Below are 21063 nucleotides of genomic sequence, written 5' to 3' on the forward strand. Positions count from 1 at the left end.
CGCCCAGCCCAGCCCAGCCCAGCCCAGCCCAGCCCAGCCCAGTCAAGCCCAGTCCAGTCAAGCCCAGTCCAGCCAAGCCTAGCCAGCTCAATTCAACCCAACGTACCCCGACCTAATCAAATAACCCCGTCATCCCCGCGAAGGCGGGGATCCCGCTTCTTTCTTTTTTAGCACGCGGAGACGCGGAGACGCGGAGACGCGGAGACGCGGAGACGCAGAGGGATCGTGCTGCCGCCGACACTTCTGCGTCTCCGCGTGAACCAAAATAAGCGGGGCCCCCGCCTTCGCGGGGGCGACGAGTTTTTGATTGCGGAGCTTGTGCGCCGATGTTGCGCGCAGCCGGCCGCCCCGCCCGCCGGTTACTCCGGCGTGGCGAACCAGATCACGTGCTTCGGCCCCTTGCCGTTGCTGCGCGAGGCGACCTTCACTTCATCCACCTTGAACCCGGCGCGTTCCAGACGGCGGGTGAAAGCGGGATCGGCACCGGCGGACCACACCGCCAGCACGCCGTCCGGCGTCAGCGCATTGCGCGCCGCACGCAGGCCGGCCTTCGAGTAAATGACGTTGTTATCCTCGCGCACCAGCCCATCGGGGCCGTTGTCGACATCGAGCAGGATCGCATCGTAGGCGGCGCGCGATCCGTCGATCACATGCGCCACATCGCCCATCACCAGATTGACGCGGGGATTTTCGAGGCAACCCTGCGCCAGATCGGCCATCGGCCCGCGCGCCCATTCGATGATCTCGGGCACCAGTTCGACGACCGTGATCTTCGAATCCTCAGGCAGGGTGCGCAGCGCGGCGCGCAGGGTGAAGCCCATGCCATAGCCGCCGATCAGGAAGTGCGGGCGCTTGGTCACGCCCTTCACGCGGTCGAAGGCCATCGTCGCGAGGGCTTCCTCGCTGCCCCACTTGCGCGTGGACATCAGCTCGTTGTGCCCCAGCACGATCATGTAATCCTGATCGTGCTTGTAAAGCTCAAGCTTCTCCCCGTCAGGGATCCACGCGGTGTCGATAAGCTCGCGCTTGATCATGCTGATGTCTTTCCGGGATGACGCAAGTGAATGATGGGATAGGCGCGGCCGTCGGCGTCGCGTTCGGACCGGCCGGTGCGCAGGAAACCGCGCGATTCGTAAAAGGGCAGGGCGTTGTCGGCCTGCTCGTTGGCATCGACGCGGGCCTGCGGCTCCAGCGCCAGCGCATGGGCGACCAGCGCCGAGCCGAAGCCCCGCCCGTGGACCGCCGGATCGACGAACAGCGCCTCTATCGATCCATCGACGAAGACCATGAAGCCTTGCGCCGTGCCGCCCGCATCCTCGGCGATCCACAAGGGAACCGCCGGGAGCATCGCTTCGACCTGCCCGGCGATCTCGACCTTGTGCTCTGCCGACAGGAAGCCGTGCGTGGCGTCCACCGCCGCGCGCCAGATGGCAAAGGCGCGCGGGGCGTCGTCGGGGGAGCCGGGCCTGATCACCGGAGCCGAGCCATCAGCGCAGATCGGGCGCGGTGGATTCGGCCTTGAGCATGGCGATGGCTTCGTCGAGCGTCATGACCTTCTGGTGCTCTGCGCCCAGCGTGCGGATGGCGACGGTGCCTTCCTCAGCCTCGCGCTTGCCGACCACCACCAGATGCGGAACCTTCTTCAGCGAATGGTCGCGCACCTTGTAGTTGATCTTCTCATTGCGCAGGTCGGTTTCCACGCGCACGCCGGCCGCCTTCAGCTTCTGCGACACTTCCTGCGCATAGCTGTCGGCATCGGAGACGATCGTGGTCACCACGGCCTGAACCGGGGCGAGCCAGACCGGCAGCTTGCCGGCGAAGTGCTCGATCAGGATGCCGATGAAGCGCTCGTAGGAACCGAAGATCGCGCGGTGCAGCATGACCGGTCGGTGCTTCTCGCCGTCCTCGCCGATGTAGTGCGCGTCGAGGCGTTCGGGCAGCATGCGGTCGGACTGGATCGTGCCGACCTGCCAGGTGCGGCCGATCGCGTCGGTCAGATGCCATTCCAGCTTGGGCGCATAGAACGCGCCTTCGCCGGGCAGTTCTTCCCAGCCGTATTCTTCGGTGGCCAGGCCCGCGCGCACGACGGCGTCGCGCAGTTCGGCCTCTGCCTTGTCCCACTGTTCTTCGGTGCCGATGCGGTTGTCCGGACGCAGCGCCAGCTTGATCGAGTAGGTGAAGCCGAAGTCCTTGTAGACGCGGTCCGCCATCTCGCAGAAGGCCTGCACTTCGCCGACGATCTGGTCTTCGCGGCAGAAGATGTGGCCGTCGTCCTGCGTGAACTGGCGCACGCGCATCAGCCCGTGCAGCGCGCCGTGCGGCTCGTTGCGGTGGCAGCAGCCGTTTTCGACGATACGCAGCGGCAGATCGCGGTAGGACTTGATGCCCTGCTTGAAGATCAGCACGTGCGCCGGGCAGTTCATCGGCTTCAAGGCCATCCACTGCGCGTCGTTCGAGATGATCGGGCCGTCATCCTCGGTATTCGGCACTTCGTCGGGGATGACGAACATGTTCTCGCGGTACTTGCCCCAGTGGCCGGAGGCTTCCCACTGCCGCGCGTCCATGACTTGCGGCGTCTTCACTTCCTTGCAGTCGGCCTGGCTGATCGCGCGGCGCATGTAATCCTCAAGAGCGCGATAGATCACGTAGCCCTTGGGGTGCCAGAATACCGAACCGTGCGCTTCGGCCTGGAGGTGGAACAGGTCCATCTCGTTGCCCAGCTTGCGGTGGTCGCGCTTGGCGGCTTCCTCAAGGCGCGTCAGGTGCGCGGCAAGCTGCTTCTTGTTCAGCCAGCCGGTGCCGTAGATGCGCGAAAGCATCGCGTTCTTCTGGTCGCCGCGCCAATAGGCGCCCGAAACGCGCGTCAGCTTGAAGGCCGCCGGGTCCAGCTTGCCGGTGGAGGGCAAGTGCGGGCCGCGGCACATGTCCAGCCAGTCCTCACCCGACCAGTAGACGGTCAGCGGCTCGTCGCCCGGAAGTTCGGCGGCCCATTCGGCCTTGAAGTTCTCACCCTGCTGCTTCCAGCGGCTGATCAGCTGTTCGCGGTCCCACACCTCACGGCGCAACGGCTTGTCGGCGGCGATGATCTTACGCATCTCCGCCTCGATGGCGGGCAGGTCTTCGTCGGTGAACGGCCCGCGCTCCGGATTCGGGGCGAAGTCGTAATAGAAACCGTCACCCGTAGACGGGCCGAAGGTGATCTGCGTGCCGGGGAACAGCGCCTGCACCGCTTCGGCCAGCACGTGGGCATAGTCGTGACGGGCAAGGTCCAGCGCCTCTTCCTCGTCCCGACTGGTGACGAGCGCGAGGTTGGCATCGCCGGTGAAGGGGCGGCTGAGGTCCACCAACTCACCGTCGATCTTCGCGGCAAGCGCGGCCTTGGCAAGGCCGGGGCCGATGGCGGCGGCAACGTCGGCCGGCGTGGAGCCTTCGGGCATTTCGCGAACCGAACCGTCGGGCAGGCTGATCTTGAACATTTCTGACATCGAACTTGTCTTTCCGGTTTCCGGCTGCGTGCCAGATTTTCTGGCCCAATGGCACAGGCACGCGCGCGGGTGAAGCTTTTGCGCCTTAGAAATTCGCTCGATCCGGAAGAGTGACGCCGCTCGCCCGAACCCCGGGCGACGGTGGCTGCCTGCTTAGGCCACAACCAACCGTCCCCGGGAGCGCCGGGTGGTAGTAGTAGTGGTCGTGTTGCGCAGCTGCGTCATCGCCCGCCGATGTAGCGATCCCGCGCGGAAATGTCACCCCGGATCGACGGGTCGATCTGGAAAGCAGGCACGTCATTTTGTAAAGTGTGCTTGTCAAAGATCGGGCGATGAAGTAAAGCGTGCTTGTCATCGAGGCGATGGCGTTTGCATGGAGTCGTTCTGATGAAGGGGCCTGCATCTTCGTACTGGGCCAGTTTCACGCCCGCCCAGCGGCGGCATAATCGCCGTTCGCTGATGGCGCTGGGCGTCTACGCACTGGTGTTGCCGCCGATCGTCTGGTTGCGCGTTCATGCGGACATCTATCCGCTGCAGCAGCCCTGGGTGGCGTTGCTCTCGCTGGTGCCGGCGCTGCCGCTGATCGCGATCTTCGCCAATTTCGCGCGCTACTTGTCCGAAGAGAACGACGAGTACGTGCGCATGATGGTGGTGCGCCAGATCCTGGTGGCGACCACGGTGGCGATGTGCTGTGCGGTGGTCTGGGGCTTTCTCAGCGAACTGGGCGGGATAGCGCCCATCGCCAATTACTGGATCGCGGTGGTCTGGGTGGTGACGCAGAGCACTTGCGGCACGATCCAGCGCCTGCGCAACCGGGGGGAATGACGATGAGCGCGAACGCACCATTGGCCCCCACCACACGCCGTGGCATCACCGGCAGCCCGGTGTTCTGGGGGCTGGCCTTCTTTGCGGTCATGGCGATCATCGCCGGACTGCAGATCGCGGGCGTGATCGGCGCTTCCGGCAGTCTGGCGCTGATGCTGGCGGCGGGGCCGGTGATGATCGTGCCGATGATGCGCTCCGCCAACCGTCTTGCGCGGGAGAATGGCTGCGGCAGTCCGGCAGTGCGGCGCTTCAACACGCGCATGGGCGTGAGTTCGGCCGGCTATGTCGTGGCACTGGGGCTGGGCATCTGGTGCTGGCAGCAGTTCCATCCGGGAACGGCAGTCGCCGTGATGCTGGCGCTGGTGGTCGTCGTGCCGATCTTCGGCATGATCTGGGCCACCGCGCGCTATCTGCGTGAGGAAACCGACGAGTATCTGCGCCAGCGCGCCGCCATCGCCTCTCTCTACGGACTGGGCGCGGTTCTGGCGCTGGGCTCGCTCTGGGGTTTTCTGGAGACCTTCCGGCTGGTACCGCACATTCCCGGCTGGGCGGTGGTGCCGGTCTGGGCCATCGGCATGGGGATCGGCCAGTTGCGAATGCGTGCGGGGGAACGATGAAGAACCGCCTCAAGGTCCTGCGGGCCGAGCGCGGCTGGAGCCAGCAGGACCTCGCCGAGCGGCTGGAGGTCAGCCGCCAGAGCGTCAATGCGATCGAGACGGGGCGCTACGATCCCTCCCTGCCACTGGCCTTCCGCATTGCCGAGGTTTTCGACCTTGCGATCGAGGGCATTTTTCAGAAGGATTGAGGGCCGATGCGGGCGAAGGCGGGGCTGGCGATTGGGCTGATCGTGCTGGTAATTCTGGGCGTGCTGCATGAAAGCGGCGCCGGAAGCCGGGGGGCTGCGGGGGCAGGGCGCCCGCCTGGCACCATCCTCATCCGGGTGATCGCTCCGGCTCTGTTCTAGCGCTTTTAGTGAATCGTGACGCGGCGCCGCCGCCACGCCAGCCGTTCCAGCGCCGCCACCAGCACCCAGCCCGCCGCCATGCAGACGAAAGGCATGACCGGGTAGTGGAAGCGGGACTGGCCGGAGAAGACAAGACAGATCGCAGTCGGATATAGCGCCAGGCCGTATGGCAGCAGCCACCAGCCGGCCCAGCGGATCCGGTCATGCACCCGCCGCACGGTCATCACCACGAAGGCCAGCGCGAAGGCGAGCATCAGCAGCCCGTAATAGACCTGATTGCCCCAGCGCACCGCCCGGAAAAGGCTTTCGAAGCGCGCATAGCCGGGCGTGCCTGCCTGATAGGCCCATTCCGCTTCGCCATCGGGCAGCCACAGGCGGATGAACTTTTTGGGCGCGAGTGCCAGGAACTTGTCCGGATGCGCGGTGATCCACGCCATGGCCAGTTCGCGGGCCTGCGCGTCGCGGGCCACTTCGTCCAGATCCTTGCGCGCCATCAGCGCTTTGACCACGGGCGCGTCGGGCGAATAGTCGCCGCTGGCGCTGTCGTGATTGCCGGTCAGCAGCGTGTAGCCGCCATTGGTGGAAACGGCGACCCACTCCCCCAGTTCCACCCGGTTGCGCACCGACCACGGCAGCACCACCAGCATGGCGACGGCCACGACCACCAGCCCATCGACCAGCAGACGCGGCAGGCGCTTGCCCATCGGCTTCATTCGCAGCCAGTCGATCGCAAACAGCAGCGGCACCACGACGAGAGTCTGCGCCTTCACCAGCGTCGCGAAGCCGAAGATCAGCCCGGCGCCCACCAGCTGCCAGCGATTTTCGCGCGCCACCACGGCCCAGCACCCGGCCATCAGCAGCAGGGTATAGAACACTTCCGTCAGCGCCAGCGGTACATAGCCGATGGCATTGGGATAGATTGCCAGCAGCAGCAGCCCCAGCCGCGCCGCGCCCTCGCTGCCGAACAGCCGGCGGCCCAGCATCAGCGTCAGCAGGCCAATCAGCAGCGCGGAGATGAGGTTGAACACCCCCAGCGTTACCGGAGAAGTACCGAACTGGGTGAAGGCGAAGCCCAGCGCGATCGGCCAGCCCGGCGGCCAGAACGCGGTCGCCGCGCCGGCATCGTTCAGATAGCCCTTGCCCGCCGCGATGTCTGCGGCGCGCAGAAAGTACCATTCGGCATCGGATGTGGGCGCCACGTCGATGAACAGAACCGCCACGCGCAGCGCGAAATAGAGCGCCCAGATCGCGAGCAGCACCGAACGTTCGGTGGCGAACCATTCCAGCCGCAAGGCCAGCCGGCTGGGCCGGGTCGGAAAATCGAGAATCTGCGCGGACATAGTGCGACGGGATCCTGAAGCGGACGCTTTAATATCGCCTTACGCGGTTCTGAGCACGGGGGGCAACAGTCAGAAGATCGATCTGGCAAAGGGGCCGCGTGACATACACCCCTTCTAAGCACCTAAAACCTTGTCATCCCCGCGAAGGCGGGGATCCCGCTTGTCTCTTGCGTGCGTGGCGAAAGGCAAGCGGGGCCCCCGCCTTCGCGGGGGCGACGAGGATTATTGCGATTGCGTTCTGCCGGGGCGGATCATGCAAGGCGTTCCAATTCGCCCCATCTTTCCAGCCTCACGCGCACCGCACCCCTTGCCGTGCCCGGGCGGCGCCCCCACAATCGCGGGCATGACCGAAATCCGTTTCCACGCAATGCCCGACGGGCGCCAGATCGCCCACCGCTTCACGCCCGGCATGGGGCCCACCATCGTTTTCCTGCCCGGCTACATGTCCGACATGGCGGGCAGCAAGGCGACTGCCCTGTTCGACATGGCAGTCGCCAGCGGCCGCGCCTGCATGCTGCTGGACTATTCGGGCTGCGGCGAAAGCTCCGGCCAGTTCGCGGACGGTACGCTCAGCCGCTGGCGCGACGAAGTGATCGCGCTGGTGGAGGCGGCGAACTTGCGCGACGTGGTACTGGTGGGATCGTCGATGGGCGGCTGGCTGATGCTGCTGGTGGCGGACAAGCTGGGGGACCGGGTCAAGGGCATGGTCGGCGTGGCCGCCGCGCCGGACTTCACCGAATGGGGCATCGCCCAGATGGACAAGAACGTCCTGGCCGATGGCGAAACGATCTGGGAAGACAATCCCTACGGCCCCGAACCCACCCCCACGCACCCCGGATTCTGGGCTGACGGGCAGGCCAACCTCATGCTGGAAAAGCCGATTCCCTTCGACGGCCCGGTGCGCCTGCTCCACGGCCAGCGCGATGACGATGTGCCCTGGGAAATCTCCGTGCGGCTGGCGGAAAAGCTGCGTTCATCCGAGGTGCAGGTGACTCTGATCAAGGACGGCGATCACCGCCTTTCGCGCGAGTCCGACGTCCACCAGCTGCTGCGCAGCGTGGCCGAACTGGTCCTTTCCCGCGCGCCGGCGGCCTGACCCGGAGACCCATCCTTCATGCCCGTCCTGCTTCCCCTCATGATGATGCAAGCCAATCTCGATCCGGCCGGCATCCGCAGCCCTTACGCCTCGGCCCTCCCGCGCGAGATCGTCGAGAAGAAGGAAGAGGAAGCGCGCAAGCGCCGTGCCGAACAGGCGGCGCAGGCGGCCGGCCCCGCCGTTCCCGAATCGAACACCGGCTGCATGCTCGCGGTAGAATCCGATCCCGAGCATTCGGCTGAAATCGCCCGCCAGGCGATGAGCGAGGCGCAAGGCCGGGTGCGCGTGCGCGCCGGGCTGTGCCTGGGCGTCGCGCTGTCGGAACTGGACCGCTGGGACGAGGCGCGCACCGCCTTCATCCAGGCGCGCGATGCCGCCGATATCGAAGATCACCCCAGCCGCGCGCGACTGGGGGCGATGGCCGGCAATGCGGCGCTGGCCGGCGGCAAGCCGGGCGAGGCGCTGTCGATCCTCGCCCCGGCCACCGCCGATGCCAAAGTGGCCGAGGACAAGGACCTTCTCGCCTCCATCTGGCTGGACCGCGCCCGCGCGCTCGTCGCGCTGGGCCAGCCGGACGAAGCAAGCGCAGCGCTCGGCGAGGCGCGCACCGCCGATCCTGCCAATGCGCAGGCCTGGCTGCTGTCGGCCACGCTCTCGCGCCGCCAGAGCAAGCTGATCGAGGCGCAGGCCCAGATCGAACAGGCCAGCCAATTGGCGCCGCAGGACGCCGACATAGGACTGGAAGCGGGCGTGATCGCCGTCCTCGCCGGGCGTGACGAAGCAGCCCGCCGAAGCTGGAATTCGGTGATCGCGACCAGCCCCGACAGTCCGCAGGCTGCCACCGCCAAGGGCTACATCGCCCAGCTCGGTTCCGAATCCAAGGCACCCCCCACAAAGGCCAAATGATGTTCCCACTCTCCGTTCTCGATCTCGTCCCCGTCCGTCAGGGCGGCACCGTTTCCGAAGCGCTGGCGATCACCGCCCGCACCGCGCAGGCCGCCGAAAGGGCGGGCTACAAGCGCTTCTGGGTCGCCGAACACCACGGCATGGACGGGATCGCGGGCGGGGCCACTTCGGTCGTGCTCGCGCATATCGGCGCGGCCACCTCCACCATCCGCATCGGCGCGGGCGGCATCATGCTGCCCAATCACAACCCTTACGTGATCGCCGAGCAGTTCGGTACGCTGGCGGCGCTGTTCCCCGGCCGGATCGACCTTGGCCTCGGCCGTGCTGCGGGCGCCGACGGGCGGCTGGCGAATGCCCTGCGCAAGGACATCGTCGGCGCGGCGGAGCACTTTCCGCAGGACGTCGTGGAACTGCAGGCGCGCTTTGCCGGGCACGCGGTGGGCGGCGTGTCCGCGCCGCAGGCCGAAGGCGCCGAGGTGGAAATGTGGGTGCTGGGCTCCAGCCTGTTCGGCGCGCACCTCGCCGCCACGCTGGGCATGCCCTATGCCTTCGCCTCGCACTTCGCGCCGGCCATGCTGAATCAGGCGGCGCAGATCTATCGCGAGCGGTTCCAGCCCGGAAAGTTCCTCGACAAGCCGCACTTCATGGCGGCGATCAACGTGGTGGCGGCCGATACCGATGAGGAGGCACGTTATCTGGGCTCCTCGATCGACCAGAGCTTCGTTGCGCTGCGCACCGGCACGCCGGGCCGCCTGCCGCCGCCGATCCGCGACTATCGCGATTCGCTGCCCGGCGCGGCGCGGGCGATGCTGGAGGAAGTGCGCTCGGTCAGCGCCATCGGCACCCCGGCGCGGGTGCGGGATGAGATACTGGCCTTCCAGCAACGTACGCAGGCAGACGAACTGATCGTCTCCGGCGCGATCTTCGATCCCGATGCGCAAGTGCGATCGCTGGAACTGGCGATGGAAGCCGTGGAAGCGACGGCGCAGGTCTGAACTGATGCGGGGATGAAGCGGGTTGGCCCCGCCTCATCCCGCTCCCATCAAAACGGCTCGTTCAAGCGGGCCAGCGCGCCTTCCAGCAGGGCGGCATGTTCCTGCGGCGGGCGATGCTCCATTTGCAGGCGGCCGATGCCGATGCTGCTTTCGATGACGTCACGACAGCGCTCGAAGCGGCGCTCCTCATAAGCGGCAAGGCCTTCGCCAACCGTATCGGCTTTGGCCAGTTCCTCCGCCAGTACGATGGCGCTTTCCACCGCCATGCCCGCGCCGGAGGCGAGGTGCGGCGTGGTTGCGTGGACCGCGTCGCCCACCAGAACCACCCGCCCGCTCGACCACGGACGCGGCTGCAGTGCGGCGGCGAGCGGGCGGTAGTTGATCCAGTCCTCGCGCGTCATCGTGTCGCGGATCCAGCCAGCATTGCCGCCGAACGGGGCGAGCAGGCCTTTCAGCGTGGTGTAGAGTTCCTCCTCGTCCATGAAGCTTTCGCGCTCCTCATGCCGGGTCAGCATCCACATGTAGACGTTGTCCGGGCTGCAGGCGGTGATCCCGCAAGGATTGTCCAGCCCCAGGAAAAACTCGCTTTCGGTCAGGCCGGGCGGCTTGCGGATCGAGATGCGCCAGCAGCCCTGCCCGGTCGGCTGCGGCGGAGCCATGTGCGGGAAGGCCAGTTCGCGCACGGCCGAAAACACGCTGTCGGCGCCGATCACCAGATCGTAGCGGCCGGTGGAACCATCGGAAAAGGTAACGTCCACGCCGCGATCGTCGCTGTCCAGCGCAGTGACGGTCAGCCCAAGGCGCACCGGAATATCCAGCGCCTTCACCCGCGTCTGCATGATCCGGTGCAGCACCGGGCGCATGATCCCGCCGGTGGCGGGCAGGCCTTCCTCGATCACCGGCTCGTCCAGAACGTGCATCAGGGTGCCGTCATAGCGGTAGAGCCGCGTCTTGTTGGTGATGGCGCCGGCCTGCTTGATCTCGTCCAGCAGGCCAAGCCGGCGATAGGCGCGCAAGGTGGGCCCGGTGATGGTTATGCCGGCGCCATAGACCCGCCATTCCGGATCGAGGTCGATCAGGTCCACCCTGACGCCGCGCTCCGCAAGGCTGATGGCCGTGGCCATGCCGCCGATCCCCCCGCCCACGACAAGTGCCGTGGCGATGCTGCTGATGCTCTCCCGTGTCATGTCCTTGAGGACTAACGAGCCGGCGCCCTGAGACAAATCCGTACTGTGGATGCCTGACTATCGATACAATCGGTGTGACGCGGGGCGCCGGCTTGAGTAGCCCGAATGCAAGAAAACAGCATTTGGGAGGAAGATCGTGCGTAAAGGGCTTCTGGAATCCGCCTGCCTGTCTGCCATCGCACTGGCGACACCGGCCATGGCTCAAGACAGCACGCAGGCTCCGCAGAGCAGTTCCGACACCGCTACCGAAAACACCGGCGGTATCGGCGACATCATCGTTACCGCCCAGCGCCGTTCGGAATCGGCGCAGCGCGCGGGCATCGCCATCGATGCGGTGGGCAGCGATCGCCTGATCCAGTCGGGCATCAATCAGGCCGATGCGCTGAACAAGGTGGTTCCGGCGCTGACCGTCACCAACGGCGGCGGGTCCAATACCTCGATCTTCCTGCGCGGCGTCGGCAACGTCACCAATTCCAGCTACAACGACCCGGCCGTGACGCCCAGCTATGACGGCGTGGTGCTGGGCCGCGCGGCCGGCGCGTTCGGTGCGGCCTTCTACGATCTGGCCCGTGTCGAAGTGCTGAAGGGCCCACAGGGCATCCTCTATGGCCGCAATGCTACCGGCGGCGCGGTGAACATCATCCCGAACCGGCCCGAACTGGGCCAGAACAAGGGCGGCTTCACGCTTTCGGTCGGCAATTACGATGCCGTGAACGTCGAAGGCTTCGCCAACCTTGCCATCGGCCAGAACGCCGCGCTGCGCGTCGCCGCCACGCGTCAGTACCATGATGGCTACAACAAGGACGACAGCGACGATCTCGACCGTGCCGGCCTGCGCGCGCAGATCCTCTGGGAACCGACCGACACGCTGAGCGTGCGCGTGGGCGGCGACTATACGCATGTCGGCGGCGTCGGCGCGGGCGGCAGTTACATCGGATCGTTCACGCCGGGGCCGACCGGCTTCACTTTCACCGAATCCGGGCTGGGCAAGTCCGAAGGTTTCAACACCGATGCCGCCAATGCCTTCCGCCAGACCTCGCTCGGCGCGCCCGGCTTCGGCTTCCTCAATGCGATGAACCAGCAGCAGAAGACCGACAATACCTATTGGGGCGTCAATGCCGAAGTCACGCTGGATACCGGCATCGGCACGCTGACGGTGCTGCCCGCCTACCGCGAGGCCGATGCCACCAGCTTCTTCTACGGCCCGGCGTTCAACACCGCCTTTACCGACGAGCATGACCGGCAGGCGAGCCTGGAAACCCGTCTGGCGGGCAAAGTCGGCATGTTCGACTACGTCGTCGGCGGCTTCTATTTCAACGAGAAGATCCAGAACACCGGCGAATACAATCAGGAATTCGTGCTGCCGATCCAGCACTATACCCACAAGACCGAATCCTACGCCGCCTTCGGCCAGCTGACCGCGCATCTGACCGACCAATTCCGCCTGATCGGGGGCCTGCGCTACACGCACGATCACAAGTCGATCGACGGCATCATCAACAACTTCATCGTCTATTGCGGCGGCTTGCCGCCGACGACGCCGCCCGCCTCGTTCGCGGCAGGCTGCGCCGCGCCGGGGGCGCTGCCGCACTTCCCGAACTTCACTTCCACCGGCGATACGGTGAACTGGCTGATTTCGAACGGCTTCATTGCCGCGAACAGCACCGATGAACCCAATGCCCAGTTCTACAACCTGACCAATGGCGTGGGGATCATCCAGAAGACCTATTATCCGGTGGTGGAATCCGGCAATTTCAGCCGCGTCACCTGGAAGGCCGGGGCCGAATACGATCTGGCGCCGGATTCGCTGCTATATGCCACCGCCGAGAGTGGCTACCGCGCTGGCGGCTTCCAGCTTTCCGAGGGCAATCCCAGCTACAAGCCGGAATTCATCACCGCCTACACGATCGGATCGAAGAACCGCTTCTTCAACAACAAGATCCAGCTCAACGTCGAGGCGTTCTACTGGAAGTACAAGGACCAGCAGATCAACTACTTCACCGTCTCTCCGGATTCGGTGCTGATCAACACGATCGACAATGCGGGCAAGGCGGACATCAAGGGCTTCGATGTCGATTTCATGGCCAAGCCGATGCACAACACCACGCTATCGGCCAAGGTCCAGTACCTCGATACCGAATACAAGGAACTGACGCTCACCACCGCATCGCCGCGCAACAACATCAATTGCCCGTCCAGCCAGACCGGCAGCTACCTCAGCGACGGCGTCACCCCGATCCTGGCCTTCGACTGCTCGGGCCGTCCGCTGCTCTATTCGCCGAAGTGGACGGTGAATCTGGGCGTGGAGCAGATCGTGCCGCTCAGCGACAAGTACGAGCTGGTCGGCGGGGTCAACACCTCTTGGCGGTCCTCCCAATATGGCGCGTTCGAGTATCTCGATTTCGAGAAGATCCGTTCGTACTGGCTGACCGAAGCCAATCTGGCGGTGCGCCTGTCGGACGGCGGCCTCTCCATCGGCGGCTTCATCCAGAATATCGAGAACAAGCGCCGGATCGCGACGCCGCAATCCTCGCCCATCGGCTTCGCGGTGGCGCGCTATACCGCGCCGCGTACCTACGGCCTGCGTCTCTCGGCGGAATTCTGACGGCATGGGGATGCTGCAGGACCGTCGCAGAGTGCTGGGGTGGCTGGGCGCGACGACCGCACTCGTCGCGCTTTCGGGGCCGGGCAGGGCGCTTGCCCGCCCGGCTCCCCCTCCAAACCGGCCGAACATCGTCTACATCATGGCCGACGACCTCGGCTATGCGGACCTTTCCGCCACCGGCTCACACGCGATCCGCACGCCCGCGATCGACAGCCTCGGCCGCGATGGAATCCGGCTGACGCAGGGCTATGCCAGCACGCCGATCTGCTCGCCCACGCGCACGGCGCTGCTGACCGGCTGCTATGCCCAGCGCTTCGCCATCGGTATCGAGGAACCGCTCGGCCCCGGCGCTCCGCCGCATATCGGCGTGCCGCTGGACCGGCCGACCATAGCCTCGGTCCTGCGCGATCAGGGCTATCACACCAAGCTGATCGGCAAGTGGCATCTGGGCGAACCGCCCGAGCATGGCCCGCTCCAGCACGGCTACGACGAGTTCCTTGGCGTGGTCGAAGGCGCGGCGGACTATTTCCGGCATCACATGGTGATGGGCGGCAGGGATGTGGGCATCGGCCTCGCGCAGAACAACGCGCCCGAACAGCGTGAAGGCTATCTCACCGACCTGTTCGGGGACGAGGCGGTCCGGACTATCGAGAGCGCGGGCGACAAGCCGTTCTTCCTCTCGCTCCACTTCAACGCCCCGCACTGGCCCTGGGAAGGGCGCGAGGATGCGGCGATGGCCAAGACCTTGCCCAACTCCTTCCATTTCGAGGGCGGCAACCTCGCCAAGTACAAGGAAATGGTGGAGGCGATGGACCAGAACGTTGCCAAGGTGCTGGCGGCGCTGGAACGCACCGGCAAGGCGCAGAACACCATCGTCGTCTTCACCAGCGACAACGGCGGCGAGCGGTTCTCGGAGACATGGCCCTTCATCGGCCACAAGGGCGAAGTACTGGAAGGCGGCATCCGCGTGCCGATCCTGATGCGCTGGCCGGGCCATATCGCGCCGGGCACGCTTTCCGATCAGGTCATGGCCTCGATGGATTTCCTGCCGACGTTCCTGACGATGGTGGGCGGCAATGTCGCCAAGGCGGGCAAGTTCGATGGCGTGGACCTCTCACCGCAACTGACCGGCAAGGCCGCATCGGTGCCGCGCACGCTGTTCTGGCGCTTCAAGGCGAACGAGCAGGCGGCGGTGCGGCAGGGTGACTGGAAATACGTGAAGATTGGCGGGAAGGAGCATCTCTACAACCTGGCCGAAGACGAACACGAACGTGCCGAGCGCGCCGCCGCCGAACCCGCGAAGCTGGCCGAATTGAAGGGCCTGTGGGACGGCTGGAACGCCCAGATGCTGCCCTACCGCGTCGACGGATATTCCGAGGACGTGCGCAAGGCTTACGCAGACAGATATTAGGGAGATCGATGTGAAAGTGCTCGTTACCGGAGCCGGCGGCTTCGTCGGCCGGCAACTCGTCCATGGCCTGCTCGATGCCGGGCATGACGTCGTCGGGCTGGACAGCCATGCCGGGGGCATTCCCTCCGGTGCGCGTGCGGTGGAGGGCGATCTGGGCGCGGCCTCGGTCCGGGCCGAGGCGCTGGGGAAGGGCTGCGACGCGCTGGTCCATCTCGCCACCGTCCCCGGCGGCGCGGCGGAAGCCGATCCGGTGGCCTCGCGCCGGATCAACGTGGATGCCATGTACGACCTACTGCTGGAAGCGAGCGGGCTCACGCCGGGCCTGCGCGTCGCCTATGCCAGCTCCATCGCGGTCTACGGCGATCCGCTGCCCGCCAAGGTGGACGATGCTACTCCGCTTTCGCCGAAAATGATCTACGGCGGGCACAAGGCGATGATGGAACATGCCGTGGCCATGTTCTCCAATCGCGGGCTGATCGACGGGGTGACGGTGCGCCTGCCCGGCATTCTCGCGCGGCCGAAAGGGCCATCGGGCATGAAATCCGCCTTCATGTCGAACCTGTTCCACGCGCTGAAGGCGGGGGAGGCGTTCGCGTGTCCCGTCTCGGCTGCGGGCACGATCTGGGCGGAATCGCTGGAATGTGTGGTCCGCAACTTCGTCCATGCCCTGACGCTCGACACCGCGCTGCTGCCGCCGACCCGCGCGGTGACTTTGCCCGCGCTGCGCGTGACGATGGGCGATCTGGCGGCAGAGATCGCGCGACAGTGCGGCGTCTCGGCCGATCTGGTCAGCTATGAGCCCGATGCCGCGCTGGAGGCGGCCTTTGCCGCGCAGCCTCCGCTATCCACTCCGGCGGCGGAAAAGGCGGGTTTTGCGCACGACGGCGATCTTGCTATGCTCGTCGAAAGTGCCCTGCGAACCCTTTCGTAAGGAGCGCGCGGGAGATGGCAATGCGGTTCGGTCGGCTCGATCTCAATCTTCTGGTGGCGCTGGATGCGCTGCTGACCGAGCGCAGCGTGTCGCTGGCAGCGGACAAGCTGTGCCTCTCGCAATCGGCTACATCCAGCGCGCTGGGGCGCCTGCGCGAATACTTCGGCGACGAACTGCTGGTGGTGAAGGGCCGCCACATGATCCTCACCGCCCGGGCCGAGGAACTGATCGAACCGGTGCGCGCGGTGCTGGAGCAGATCCGCTCCACCATCACCGTCGCGCCGCCGTTCGATCCCGCCACGGCGGAACGCCAGATCCGCATCATGGCCTCCGACTATTCGACGCAGGTCCTGCTGGCCGAAGCCATCGCCGAAATTTCGCGCGAGGCCCCCGGCATCCGCTTCGAAATCCAGCCGATGCACGAAACCCCGGTCGAGTCCCTCGAACGCGGGTACATCGACCTGCTGCTGACCATCGACTACGCCATCTCCACCGACCACCCCAGCCAGATCCTGTTCGAGGATGACTACGTGGTGCTCGGCTGGGAGGGGAACCCGGCGCTGGCCGGGCCGATGACGCGGGAGCTGTACTTCGAACTCGGCCACGTCACCGCGCGCTTTGGCAAAGCCCGCGTGCCCGCGTTCGACGACTGGTTCATGCGGCGGCAGAAGCAACAGCGCCGGGTGGAAGTAGTGGCGCCCAGTTTCCTCTCGATCGTCGGCCTGGTGATGCACAGCAACCGCATCGCCACCGTCCACCGCCGCATGGCCGAGATCTTCGTGCGCGACCTGCCGCTGGTCATGCGCGAGATGCCCTTCAGCTTCCCGCCGATCCGCGAGGCGATCCAGTGGCACATCTCCAACACCAACGACGCCGGGCTGCGCTGGGTGGTGGAGAAGCTGGAAGCGGTGGCCCGGCGCAGCGGCAGCACCGGCAACGTCGTGCCCATCGAGCAAGGCCAGCGCGAGGATAACGAGCGCGAGCGGATCGAATATGCGTTCCGGATGAACAACAAGCCGCTTTGACGGCCCACTTCAGCTAACCCCCACTCGTCATCCCCGCGAAGGCTGGGATCCCGCTTATCTTGCGGCATACGAGAGGTCGCAGAAGCAAGCGGGGCCCCCGCCTTCGCGAGGGCGACGGAGTGATTTGGGCAGAGGTCGATCGAGTGGGGCCGGCCCGAGATGCAGCGGAGGGCGAGTTAGTCGAACGCCCCGTCGCGCCCATGCTCCCGATCATACCGCTCGCGCGCCTCGTGAATCGCGTCCGAGCGGGCGTTGATCCAGTCGATCATCCCGCGCGCCTTGGCAAACAGGTCCTCGCCTAGCCCTGATAGCCGATAGGCAACCTTGGGGGGCACGTCTGCGCTGACGCTGCGCAGCACGAAGCCGTCGCGCTCCAGCGCACGCAGTTTCAGCGTCAGCACCCGCTGCGAAATCGCCTGCTCGGACGATAGCTGCGCGACCACGCGCTTGAGGTCGGCATGGCGCATTTCGCCCTCACCCAGCACCAGCAGGATCAGCGTGGTCCAGCGGTCCCCCAGCATGGCCATGACCGCGCGGGCAGGCGCCTCGCGCTCGTGGCCGTAACGGGCCATTTCATTGGCTAGAGCGCACAGCCCCGGCAGGTCCAGCGGATCCACGAACTACCCCGCAAAGGGCACAAAAAAGTGCCGTCTTCCATCCATCGGGGGGCACTTTATGCCCGGATCAAACAAGGTCAATTCCGGGAGAGAGAGATGGTCGCCGACGCGACGAGAATGGATGGCAAAGTTGCCGTGATCACCGGCGGTGCCGGTGGGATCGGCGGCGCCACGGCCCGGCTGCTCACCGCACGCGGGGCGAAGGTCGTGATTGCCGACATCGCTCTGTCGGCTGCCGAGGAACTGGCCGCGACGCTGCCCGATGCCATCGCGGTGCACCTCGATCTGGAGCAGGAAGCCTCGATCGAAGCGATGATCGCGCAGACCATCGATCATTTCGGCCAGCTCGATGTGCTGCACAACAATGCCGCGCTTCTTGGCCCCGATATCGCGCGCAATGACGGCGATGTGGAGCACATGGCCACTGCGCTTTGGGACCGGACTTACGCGGTCAACGTGCGCGGCACGATGATCGCCTGCCGCACTGCCCTGCCGCACTTGCGGACAAGCGGCGGCAACATCGTCAACACCGTCAGCAATCTGGCGCTGCAGGGCCACATGATTCAGGCGGCCTATTCCTCGTCCAAGGCGGGGGTGATCCAGATGACCCGCGCCATCGCCGCCAGCCACGGCATTCACGGCGTGCGCTGCAACGCCGTCGCCCCCGGCATGACGATGACCCCGGCGCTGCGCGAGGCTTTCCCGCCCGTGCTGCGTCAGGCGGTGGAGGACGAAACCCTGCGCGACCGCCTCGGCGCGCCGGAGGACATTGCCGAGGCAGTGGCCTTCCTCGCTTCCGACGCGGCACGCAACATCACGGGCCAAGTGCTCGTCGCCGATGGCGGCTGCGCCAGCCACGTTCCCGGAATCGCACGGTTCCGGGCCTTCTTTTCGGGAGAGCATGCATGAGCCAATACGACGTGGTCGTCATGGGCGGGGGGCACAACGGCCTTGTCGCCGCCGCCTACATGGCCAAGGCGGGCAAGAAGGTGATCGTGCTGGAGCGCAAGCCCCACTACGGCGGCGGCGTTTCCACGCGCGAACTGATCCGGCCCGGCTTCTGGCATGATGAGCATTCCAACGTGCACATCATGATTCAGGGCAACCCGATGCTGCGCGAGGACGAGCTGGGCCTGTTCGGCAAGTTCGGGCTGGAATACATCTATCCCGAACTGCCGCACGCCTCGATCTGGGAAGACGGGACGATGGTGCGTTCCTGGCGCGATCTGGACCGTACTTGCGAGGAAATCGCCGCCTTCTCGCCCAAGGACGCAGAAGCCTATCGCAAGTTCGCCAGCGCATCGATGGCGGCGCTGCCGATGTTCATGTCCGGCCTCTATGCGCCGCCGTTCCCGATGGGTGCCTTCGTGGCGATGATGGACCAGTCCGACGAAGGACGCTTCCTGCTCGATGTCATGCAGCGCTCGGCGCTCGACGTGGTGAACCAGTATTTCGAAAGCGACCTCTTGCGCATCCACATCGTGCGCATGGTCACCGAAAACCTGCAGATGCCCGACGAACTCGGCACCGGCATGGGCGCCTTCCTGATGCCGGGGATCATCCATGCTTATGGCTGTTCGATGCCCAAGGGCGGCTCCGGCCAGCTTTCCCAAGCGCTGGTCCGCGCCATCGAGCATTTCGGCGGCGAAGTGCGCTGCAATGCCGAAGTGCGCCGGGTGATCGTTTCGGGCGGGAAAGCGACGGGCCTCGAACTGGTGGATGGCGAGACCTTCACCGCGAAAGACGGTGTGATCGGCGCGATCCACCCGCATGTCCTGCGCAAGTTCGTGGCCGAAACGCCCGAGCCGGTGCTCCAGCGCGCGGAGCGGGTCACCCAGTCCACCTTCTCGATCAACCTCACGCACCTGACCCTGAAGGAGCGGCTGTGCCTGAAGGTCGGCAATGAAACCAATGCCATGATGACCGAGCTGATGGACTTCTACACCATGCGCGACATGCTGCTGGAGTACGACAAGCTGCGGCGCGGCGAAGTGTCCGAACGGCTGATCGCGGGCGGGGACAATACGATCTTCGATCCCAGCCGGGCCCCCGAAGGCGCGGGCGTGTTCTACGGCGTGAACTTTGCGCCCTACGATCTCTGGCCCGGCGGCCCGGCGTCTTGGGACGAACGCAAGGAGGAGATCGCCGGCAAGGCCCTGGCGCAGTACCGCAAGTTCTACGCGAACCTCGATGACGACAACATCACCGGGCGCCTGATCCGTTCCCCCGTCGATCACGAGCGGGACAGCCCGGCCAGCTTCCTAAAGGGCGATATCCACGGCTGCGCGCCGTTCTTCTACCAGTCGGTCGGGCATCGGCCGACGCCGGACCTTGGATCGTATCGGGTACCGCAGATCGACGGGCTCTACCTCGTCGGGCCGTTCATGCATCCCGGCGGCGGCGTGTTCGGCGCGGGCCGGGCAACGGCGATCCAGATGATGGACGACCTCGATATCGAATTCGACAAAGTCTGTGGGGAGCGCGTGTGATGGCGGAGACGAAGAAGGCCCCCGTGATGCGCATCCTCGACGCGCAGGACAAGGAACTGATGGCGGTGCGCCGGATCGAGCGGGACGGCGACAATCTGGTCATTCGCGGCAAGATCTTCGGCGCGATGCCGATGGTGGCGAAAGTGACGCCGGAAGAAGCGCGCGCGGCGCTGAAGCTGCTGGATGCGCGGACGATCCTGTTCATCGTCAGCCTGCTGTTCCGCAAGGCAAAGTAGGGCGGGAGTCACCCACCCTCCTTCGTCATTGCGAGCCCGCGAAGCGGGAGAAGCAATCCAGAGCCGCACAAGCCGCCTTTGGATTGCCGCGCGCCCTTCGGCCGCTCGCAATGACGAGGAAGAACGGCGGGGCCAATCAAAGCGATCCGGCCCCGCAGGCAATCACTCCATGAACCAGCCGTGCGAGGCGATCAGCGATTGGCCGGTCAGCGCATTGGTTTCGAACCCTGCGAAGAACAGCGCCACTTCGGCAATGTCTTCCACGGTGGTGAACTCGCCGTCCACGGTCTGGCCCAGCATGACCTTGCTCACCACTTCCTCTTCGGAAATGCCCAGCTCCTTGGCCTGTTCGGGGATCTGCTTGTCCACCAGCGGCGTGCGCACGAAGCCGGGGCAGATCACATTGCTGCGCACGCCCTTCTTGCCGCCCTCCTTGGCGATCACGCGGCTGAGGCCGAGCAACCCGTGCTTGGCGGTGACATAGGCCGACTTGAGCGGGCTGGCTTCTTTCGAGTGGACCGATCCCATGAAGATGATCGATCCCGACTTCTGCGCATACATATGCGGCAGCACCGCCTTGGAGGTGAGGAAGGCGCCGTCGAGGTGGATCGCCAGCATCTTCTTCCAGTCGGAAAAGGCGAACTGCTCCACCGGGTTGACGATCTGGATACCGGCGTTGGAGACGAGGACGTCCACCGTGCCCCAGGCCTCGACCACTTTGGCGACGCCGGCATTCACCTGATCCTCGCTGGTCACGTCCATGGCGACGGCGATCGCGTCGGTGCCGTACTTGGCCTTGATGTCGTCCGCAGCTTTTTGCGCGGCGTCCAGATTGAGGTCGGCGATCGCCACTTTGCCGCCTTCGGATGCGTACTTGTGGGCAATCGCATTGCCGATTCCGCTGGCGGCGCCGGTGACGATGCAGGACTTGTCCTTCAGCTTCATTGACCT

The 21063-nt window shown here is 65.6% G+C and carries 21 protein-coding genes; 14 read left to right on the top strand and 7 right to left on the bottom strand.

Annotated elements, in window-relative coordinates; genetic code table 11:
• Nucleotides 1–359: 359 nt before the first annotated feature.
• Genes ACZ1JC_RS11790 through thrS form a run of 3 tightly spaced genes read right to left on the bottom strand, consistent with a single transcriptional unit; the run spans nucleotide 360 to nucleotide 3485 of the window.
• Entirely contained in the window at nucleotides 360–1034 is a 675-nt protein-coding gene (locus ACZ1JC_RS11790) for a spermine/spermidine synthase domain-containing protein (RefSeq protein WP_465136685.1), read from the bottom strand.
• Nucleotides 1031–1474 carry an acetyltransferase gene (locus ACZ1JC_RS11795; protein WP_465136684.1) on the bottom strand — a complete coding sequence of 148 codons (444 nt, stop codon included), beginning with the start codon at nucleotides 1472–1474 and terminating at the stop codon, nucleotides 1031–1033. Before ACZ1JC_RS11795 ends, ACZ1JC_RS11790 begins: the two co-directional genes overlap by 4 nt.
• Nucleotides 1475–1487: 13 nt before the next feature.
• The gene (gene thrS, locus ACZ1JC_RS11800) at nucleotides 1488–3485 is read right to left on the bottom strand and encodes a threonine--tRNA ligase (RefSeq protein ID WP_465136683.1); all 1998 of its coding nucleotides are present in this window, start codon (nucleotides 3483–3485) and stop codon (nucleotides 1488–1490) included.
• A 387-nt stretch (nucleotides 3486–3872) separates the two neighbouring features.
• Here thrS and ACZ1JC_RS11805 point away from each other — a divergent pair, with 387 nt between their 5' ends.
• The 4 genes from ACZ1JC_RS11805 to ACZ1JC_RS11820 are packed head-to-tail and all read left to right on the top strand — an operon-like array spanning nucleotide 3873 to nucleotide 5274.
• Nucleotides 3873–4310, top strand: a complete 438-nt coding sequence (locus ACZ1JC_RS11805) for a hypothetical protein (protein ID WP_465136682.1) — start codon at nucleotides 3873–3875, stop codon at nucleotides 4308–4310.
• A gap of 2 nt (nucleotides 4311–4312) precedes the next feature.
• On the top strand, nucleotides 4313–4927 hold the full coding sequence (locus tag ACZ1JC_RS11810) for a hypothetical protein (RefSeq protein ID WP_465136681.1): 615 nt from the start codon (nucleotides 4313–4315) through the stop codon (nucleotides 4925–4927).
• The gene (locus ACZ1JC_RS11815) at nucleotides 4924–5115 is read left to right on the top strand and encodes a helix-turn-helix transcriptional regulator (RefSeq protein ID WP_465136680.1); all 192 of its coding nucleotides are present in this window, start codon (nucleotides 4924–4926) and stop codon (nucleotides 5113–5115) included. The genes ACZ1JC_RS11810 and ACZ1JC_RS11815 overlap by 4 nt, the downstream gene beginning before the upstream one ends.
• A 6-nt stretch (nucleotides 5116–5121) precedes the next feature.
• Entirely contained in the window at nucleotides 5122–5274 is a 153-nt protein-coding gene (locus tag ACZ1JC_RS11820; RefSeq protein WP_465136679.1) for a hypothetical protein, read from the top strand.
• 5 nt (nucleotides 5275–5279) lie between these two features.
• On the opposite strand, the gene ACZ1JC_RS11825 is transcribed toward ACZ1JC_RS11820, so the two are convergent.
• On the bottom strand, nucleotides 5280–6614 hold the full coding sequence (locus ACZ1JC_RS11825) for a glycosyl transferase (RefSeq protein ID WP_465136678.1): 1335 nt from the start codon (nucleotides 6612–6614) through the stop codon (nucleotides 5280–5282).
• A 343-nt stretch (nucleotides 6615–6957) separates the two neighbouring features.
• Between ACZ1JC_RS11825 and ACZ1JC_RS11830 the strand changes: the two genes are divergently transcribed.
• The 3 genes from ACZ1JC_RS11830 to ACZ1JC_RS11840 are packed head-to-tail and all read left to right on the top strand — an operon-like array spanning nucleotide 6958 to nucleotide 9611.
• Nucleotides 6958–7710, top strand: a complete 753-nt coding sequence (locus ACZ1JC_RS11830; RefSeq protein WP_465136677.1) for an alpha/beta fold hydrolase — start codon at nucleotides 6958–6960, stop codon at nucleotides 7708–7710.
• Nucleotides 7711–7728: 18 nt separating this feature from the next.
• Nucleotides 7729–8616, top strand: a complete 888-nt coding sequence (locus ACZ1JC_RS11835; protein WP_465136676.1) for a tetratricopeptide repeat protein — start codon at nucleotides 7729–7731, stop codon at nucleotides 8614–8616.
• Nucleotides 8616–9611 (top strand): LLM class flavin-dependent oxidoreductase, encoded by a 996-nt coding sequence (locus tag ACZ1JC_RS11840; protein WP_465138614.1) that lies wholly within the window; start codon nucleotides 8616–8618, stop codon nucleotides 9609–9611. Before ACZ1JC_RS11835 ends, ACZ1JC_RS11840 begins: the two co-directional genes overlap by 1 nt.
• Before the next feature lie 47 nt (nucleotides 9612–9658).
• Here ACZ1JC_RS11840 and ACZ1JC_RS11845 read toward each other — a convergent pair whose 3' ends face one another.
• Nucleotides 9659–10798, bottom strand: a complete 1140-nt coding sequence (locus ACZ1JC_RS11845) for an FAD-dependent oxidoreductase (protein ID WP_465136675.1) — start codon at nucleotides 10796–10798, stop codon at nucleotides 9659–9661.
• A gap of 136 nt (nucleotides 10799–10934) precedes the next feature.
• Between ACZ1JC_RS11845 and ACZ1JC_RS11850 the strand changes: the two genes are divergently transcribed.
• From ACZ1JC_RS11850 to ACZ1JC_RS11865, 4 genes are read left to right on the top strand one after another with little or no spacing between them, the layout of a single operon-like run.
• A complete protein-coding gene (locus ACZ1JC_RS11850; RefSeq protein WP_465136674.1) occupies nucleotides 10935–13403 on the top strand; it encodes a TonB-dependent receptor in 2469 nt (822 codons plus the stop codon).
• A 4-nt stretch (nucleotides 13404–13407) separates the two neighbouring features.
• Nucleotides 13408–14814, top strand: a complete 1407-nt coding sequence (locus ACZ1JC_RS11855) for a sulfatase-like hydrolase/transferase (protein ID WP_465136673.1) — start codon at nucleotides 13408–13410, stop codon at nucleotides 14812–14814.
• A 10-nt stretch (nucleotides 14815–14824) separates the two neighbouring features.
• The gene (locus ACZ1JC_RS11860; protein WP_465136672.1) at nucleotides 14825–15745 is read left to right on the top strand and encodes an NAD-dependent epimerase/dehydratase family protein; all 921 of its coding nucleotides are present in this window, start codon (nucleotides 14825–14827) and stop codon (nucleotides 15743–15745) included.
• 20 nt (nucleotides 15746–15765) lie between these two features.
• Nucleotides 15766–16770 carry a LysR family transcriptional regulator gene (locus ACZ1JC_RS11865; protein WP_465136671.1) on the top strand — a complete coding sequence of 335 codons (1005 nt, stop codon included), beginning with the start codon at nucleotides 15766–15768 and terminating at the stop codon, nucleotides 16768–16770.
• Nucleotides 16771–16946: 176 nt separating this feature from the next.
• Here the strand turns inward: ACZ1JC_RS11865 and ACZ1JC_RS11870 are convergent, their stop codons facing one another.
• Nucleotides 16947–17387 (bottom strand): winged helix-turn-helix transcriptional regulator, encoded by a 441-nt coding sequence (locus ACZ1JC_RS11870; protein WP_465136670.1) that lies wholly within the window; start codon nucleotides 17385–17387, stop codon nucleotides 16947–16949.
• Nucleotides 17388–17483: 96 nt separating this feature from the next.
• Here ACZ1JC_RS11870 and ACZ1JC_RS11875 point away from each other — a divergent pair, with 96 nt between their 5' ends.
• The 3 genes from ACZ1JC_RS11875 to ACZ1JC_RS11885 are packed head-to-tail and all read left to right on the top strand — an operon-like array spanning nucleotide 17484 to nucleotide 20112.
• The gene (locus ACZ1JC_RS11875) at nucleotides 17484–18296 is read left to right on the top strand and encodes an SDR family NAD(P)-dependent oxidoreductase (RefSeq protein ID WP_465136669.1); all 813 of its coding nucleotides are present in this window, start codon (nucleotides 17484–17486) and stop codon (nucleotides 18294–18296) included.
• Nucleotides 18293–19876: a phytoene desaturase family protein gene (locus tag ACZ1JC_RS11880; protein WP_465136668.1), complete on the top strand. Its 1584-nt coding sequence runs from the start codon at nucleotides 18293–18295 to the stop codon at nucleotides 19874–19876. The genes ACZ1JC_RS11875 and ACZ1JC_RS11880 overlap by 4 nt, the downstream gene beginning before the upstream one ends.
• Nucleotides 19876–20112 carry a hypothetical protein gene (locus ACZ1JC_RS11885; RefSeq protein WP_465136667.1) on the top strand — a complete coding sequence of 79 codons (237 nt, stop codon included), beginning with the start codon at nucleotides 19876–19878 and terminating at the stop codon, nucleotides 20110–20112. The genes ACZ1JC_RS11880 and ACZ1JC_RS11885 overlap by 1 nt, the downstream gene beginning before the upstream one ends.
• Nucleotides 20113–20274: 162 nt before the next feature.
• Here ACZ1JC_RS11885 and ACZ1JC_RS11890 read toward each other — a convergent pair whose 3' ends face one another.
• Entirely contained in the window at nucleotides 20275–21057 is a 783-nt protein-coding gene (locus tag ACZ1JC_RS11890) for a 3-hydroxybutyrate dehydrogenase (RefSeq protein WP_465136666.1), read from the bottom strand.
• Nucleotides 21058–21063 lie beyond the last annotated feature (6 nt).

The organism is Sphingomonas sp. BL-S-28, from assembly GCF_055521515.1.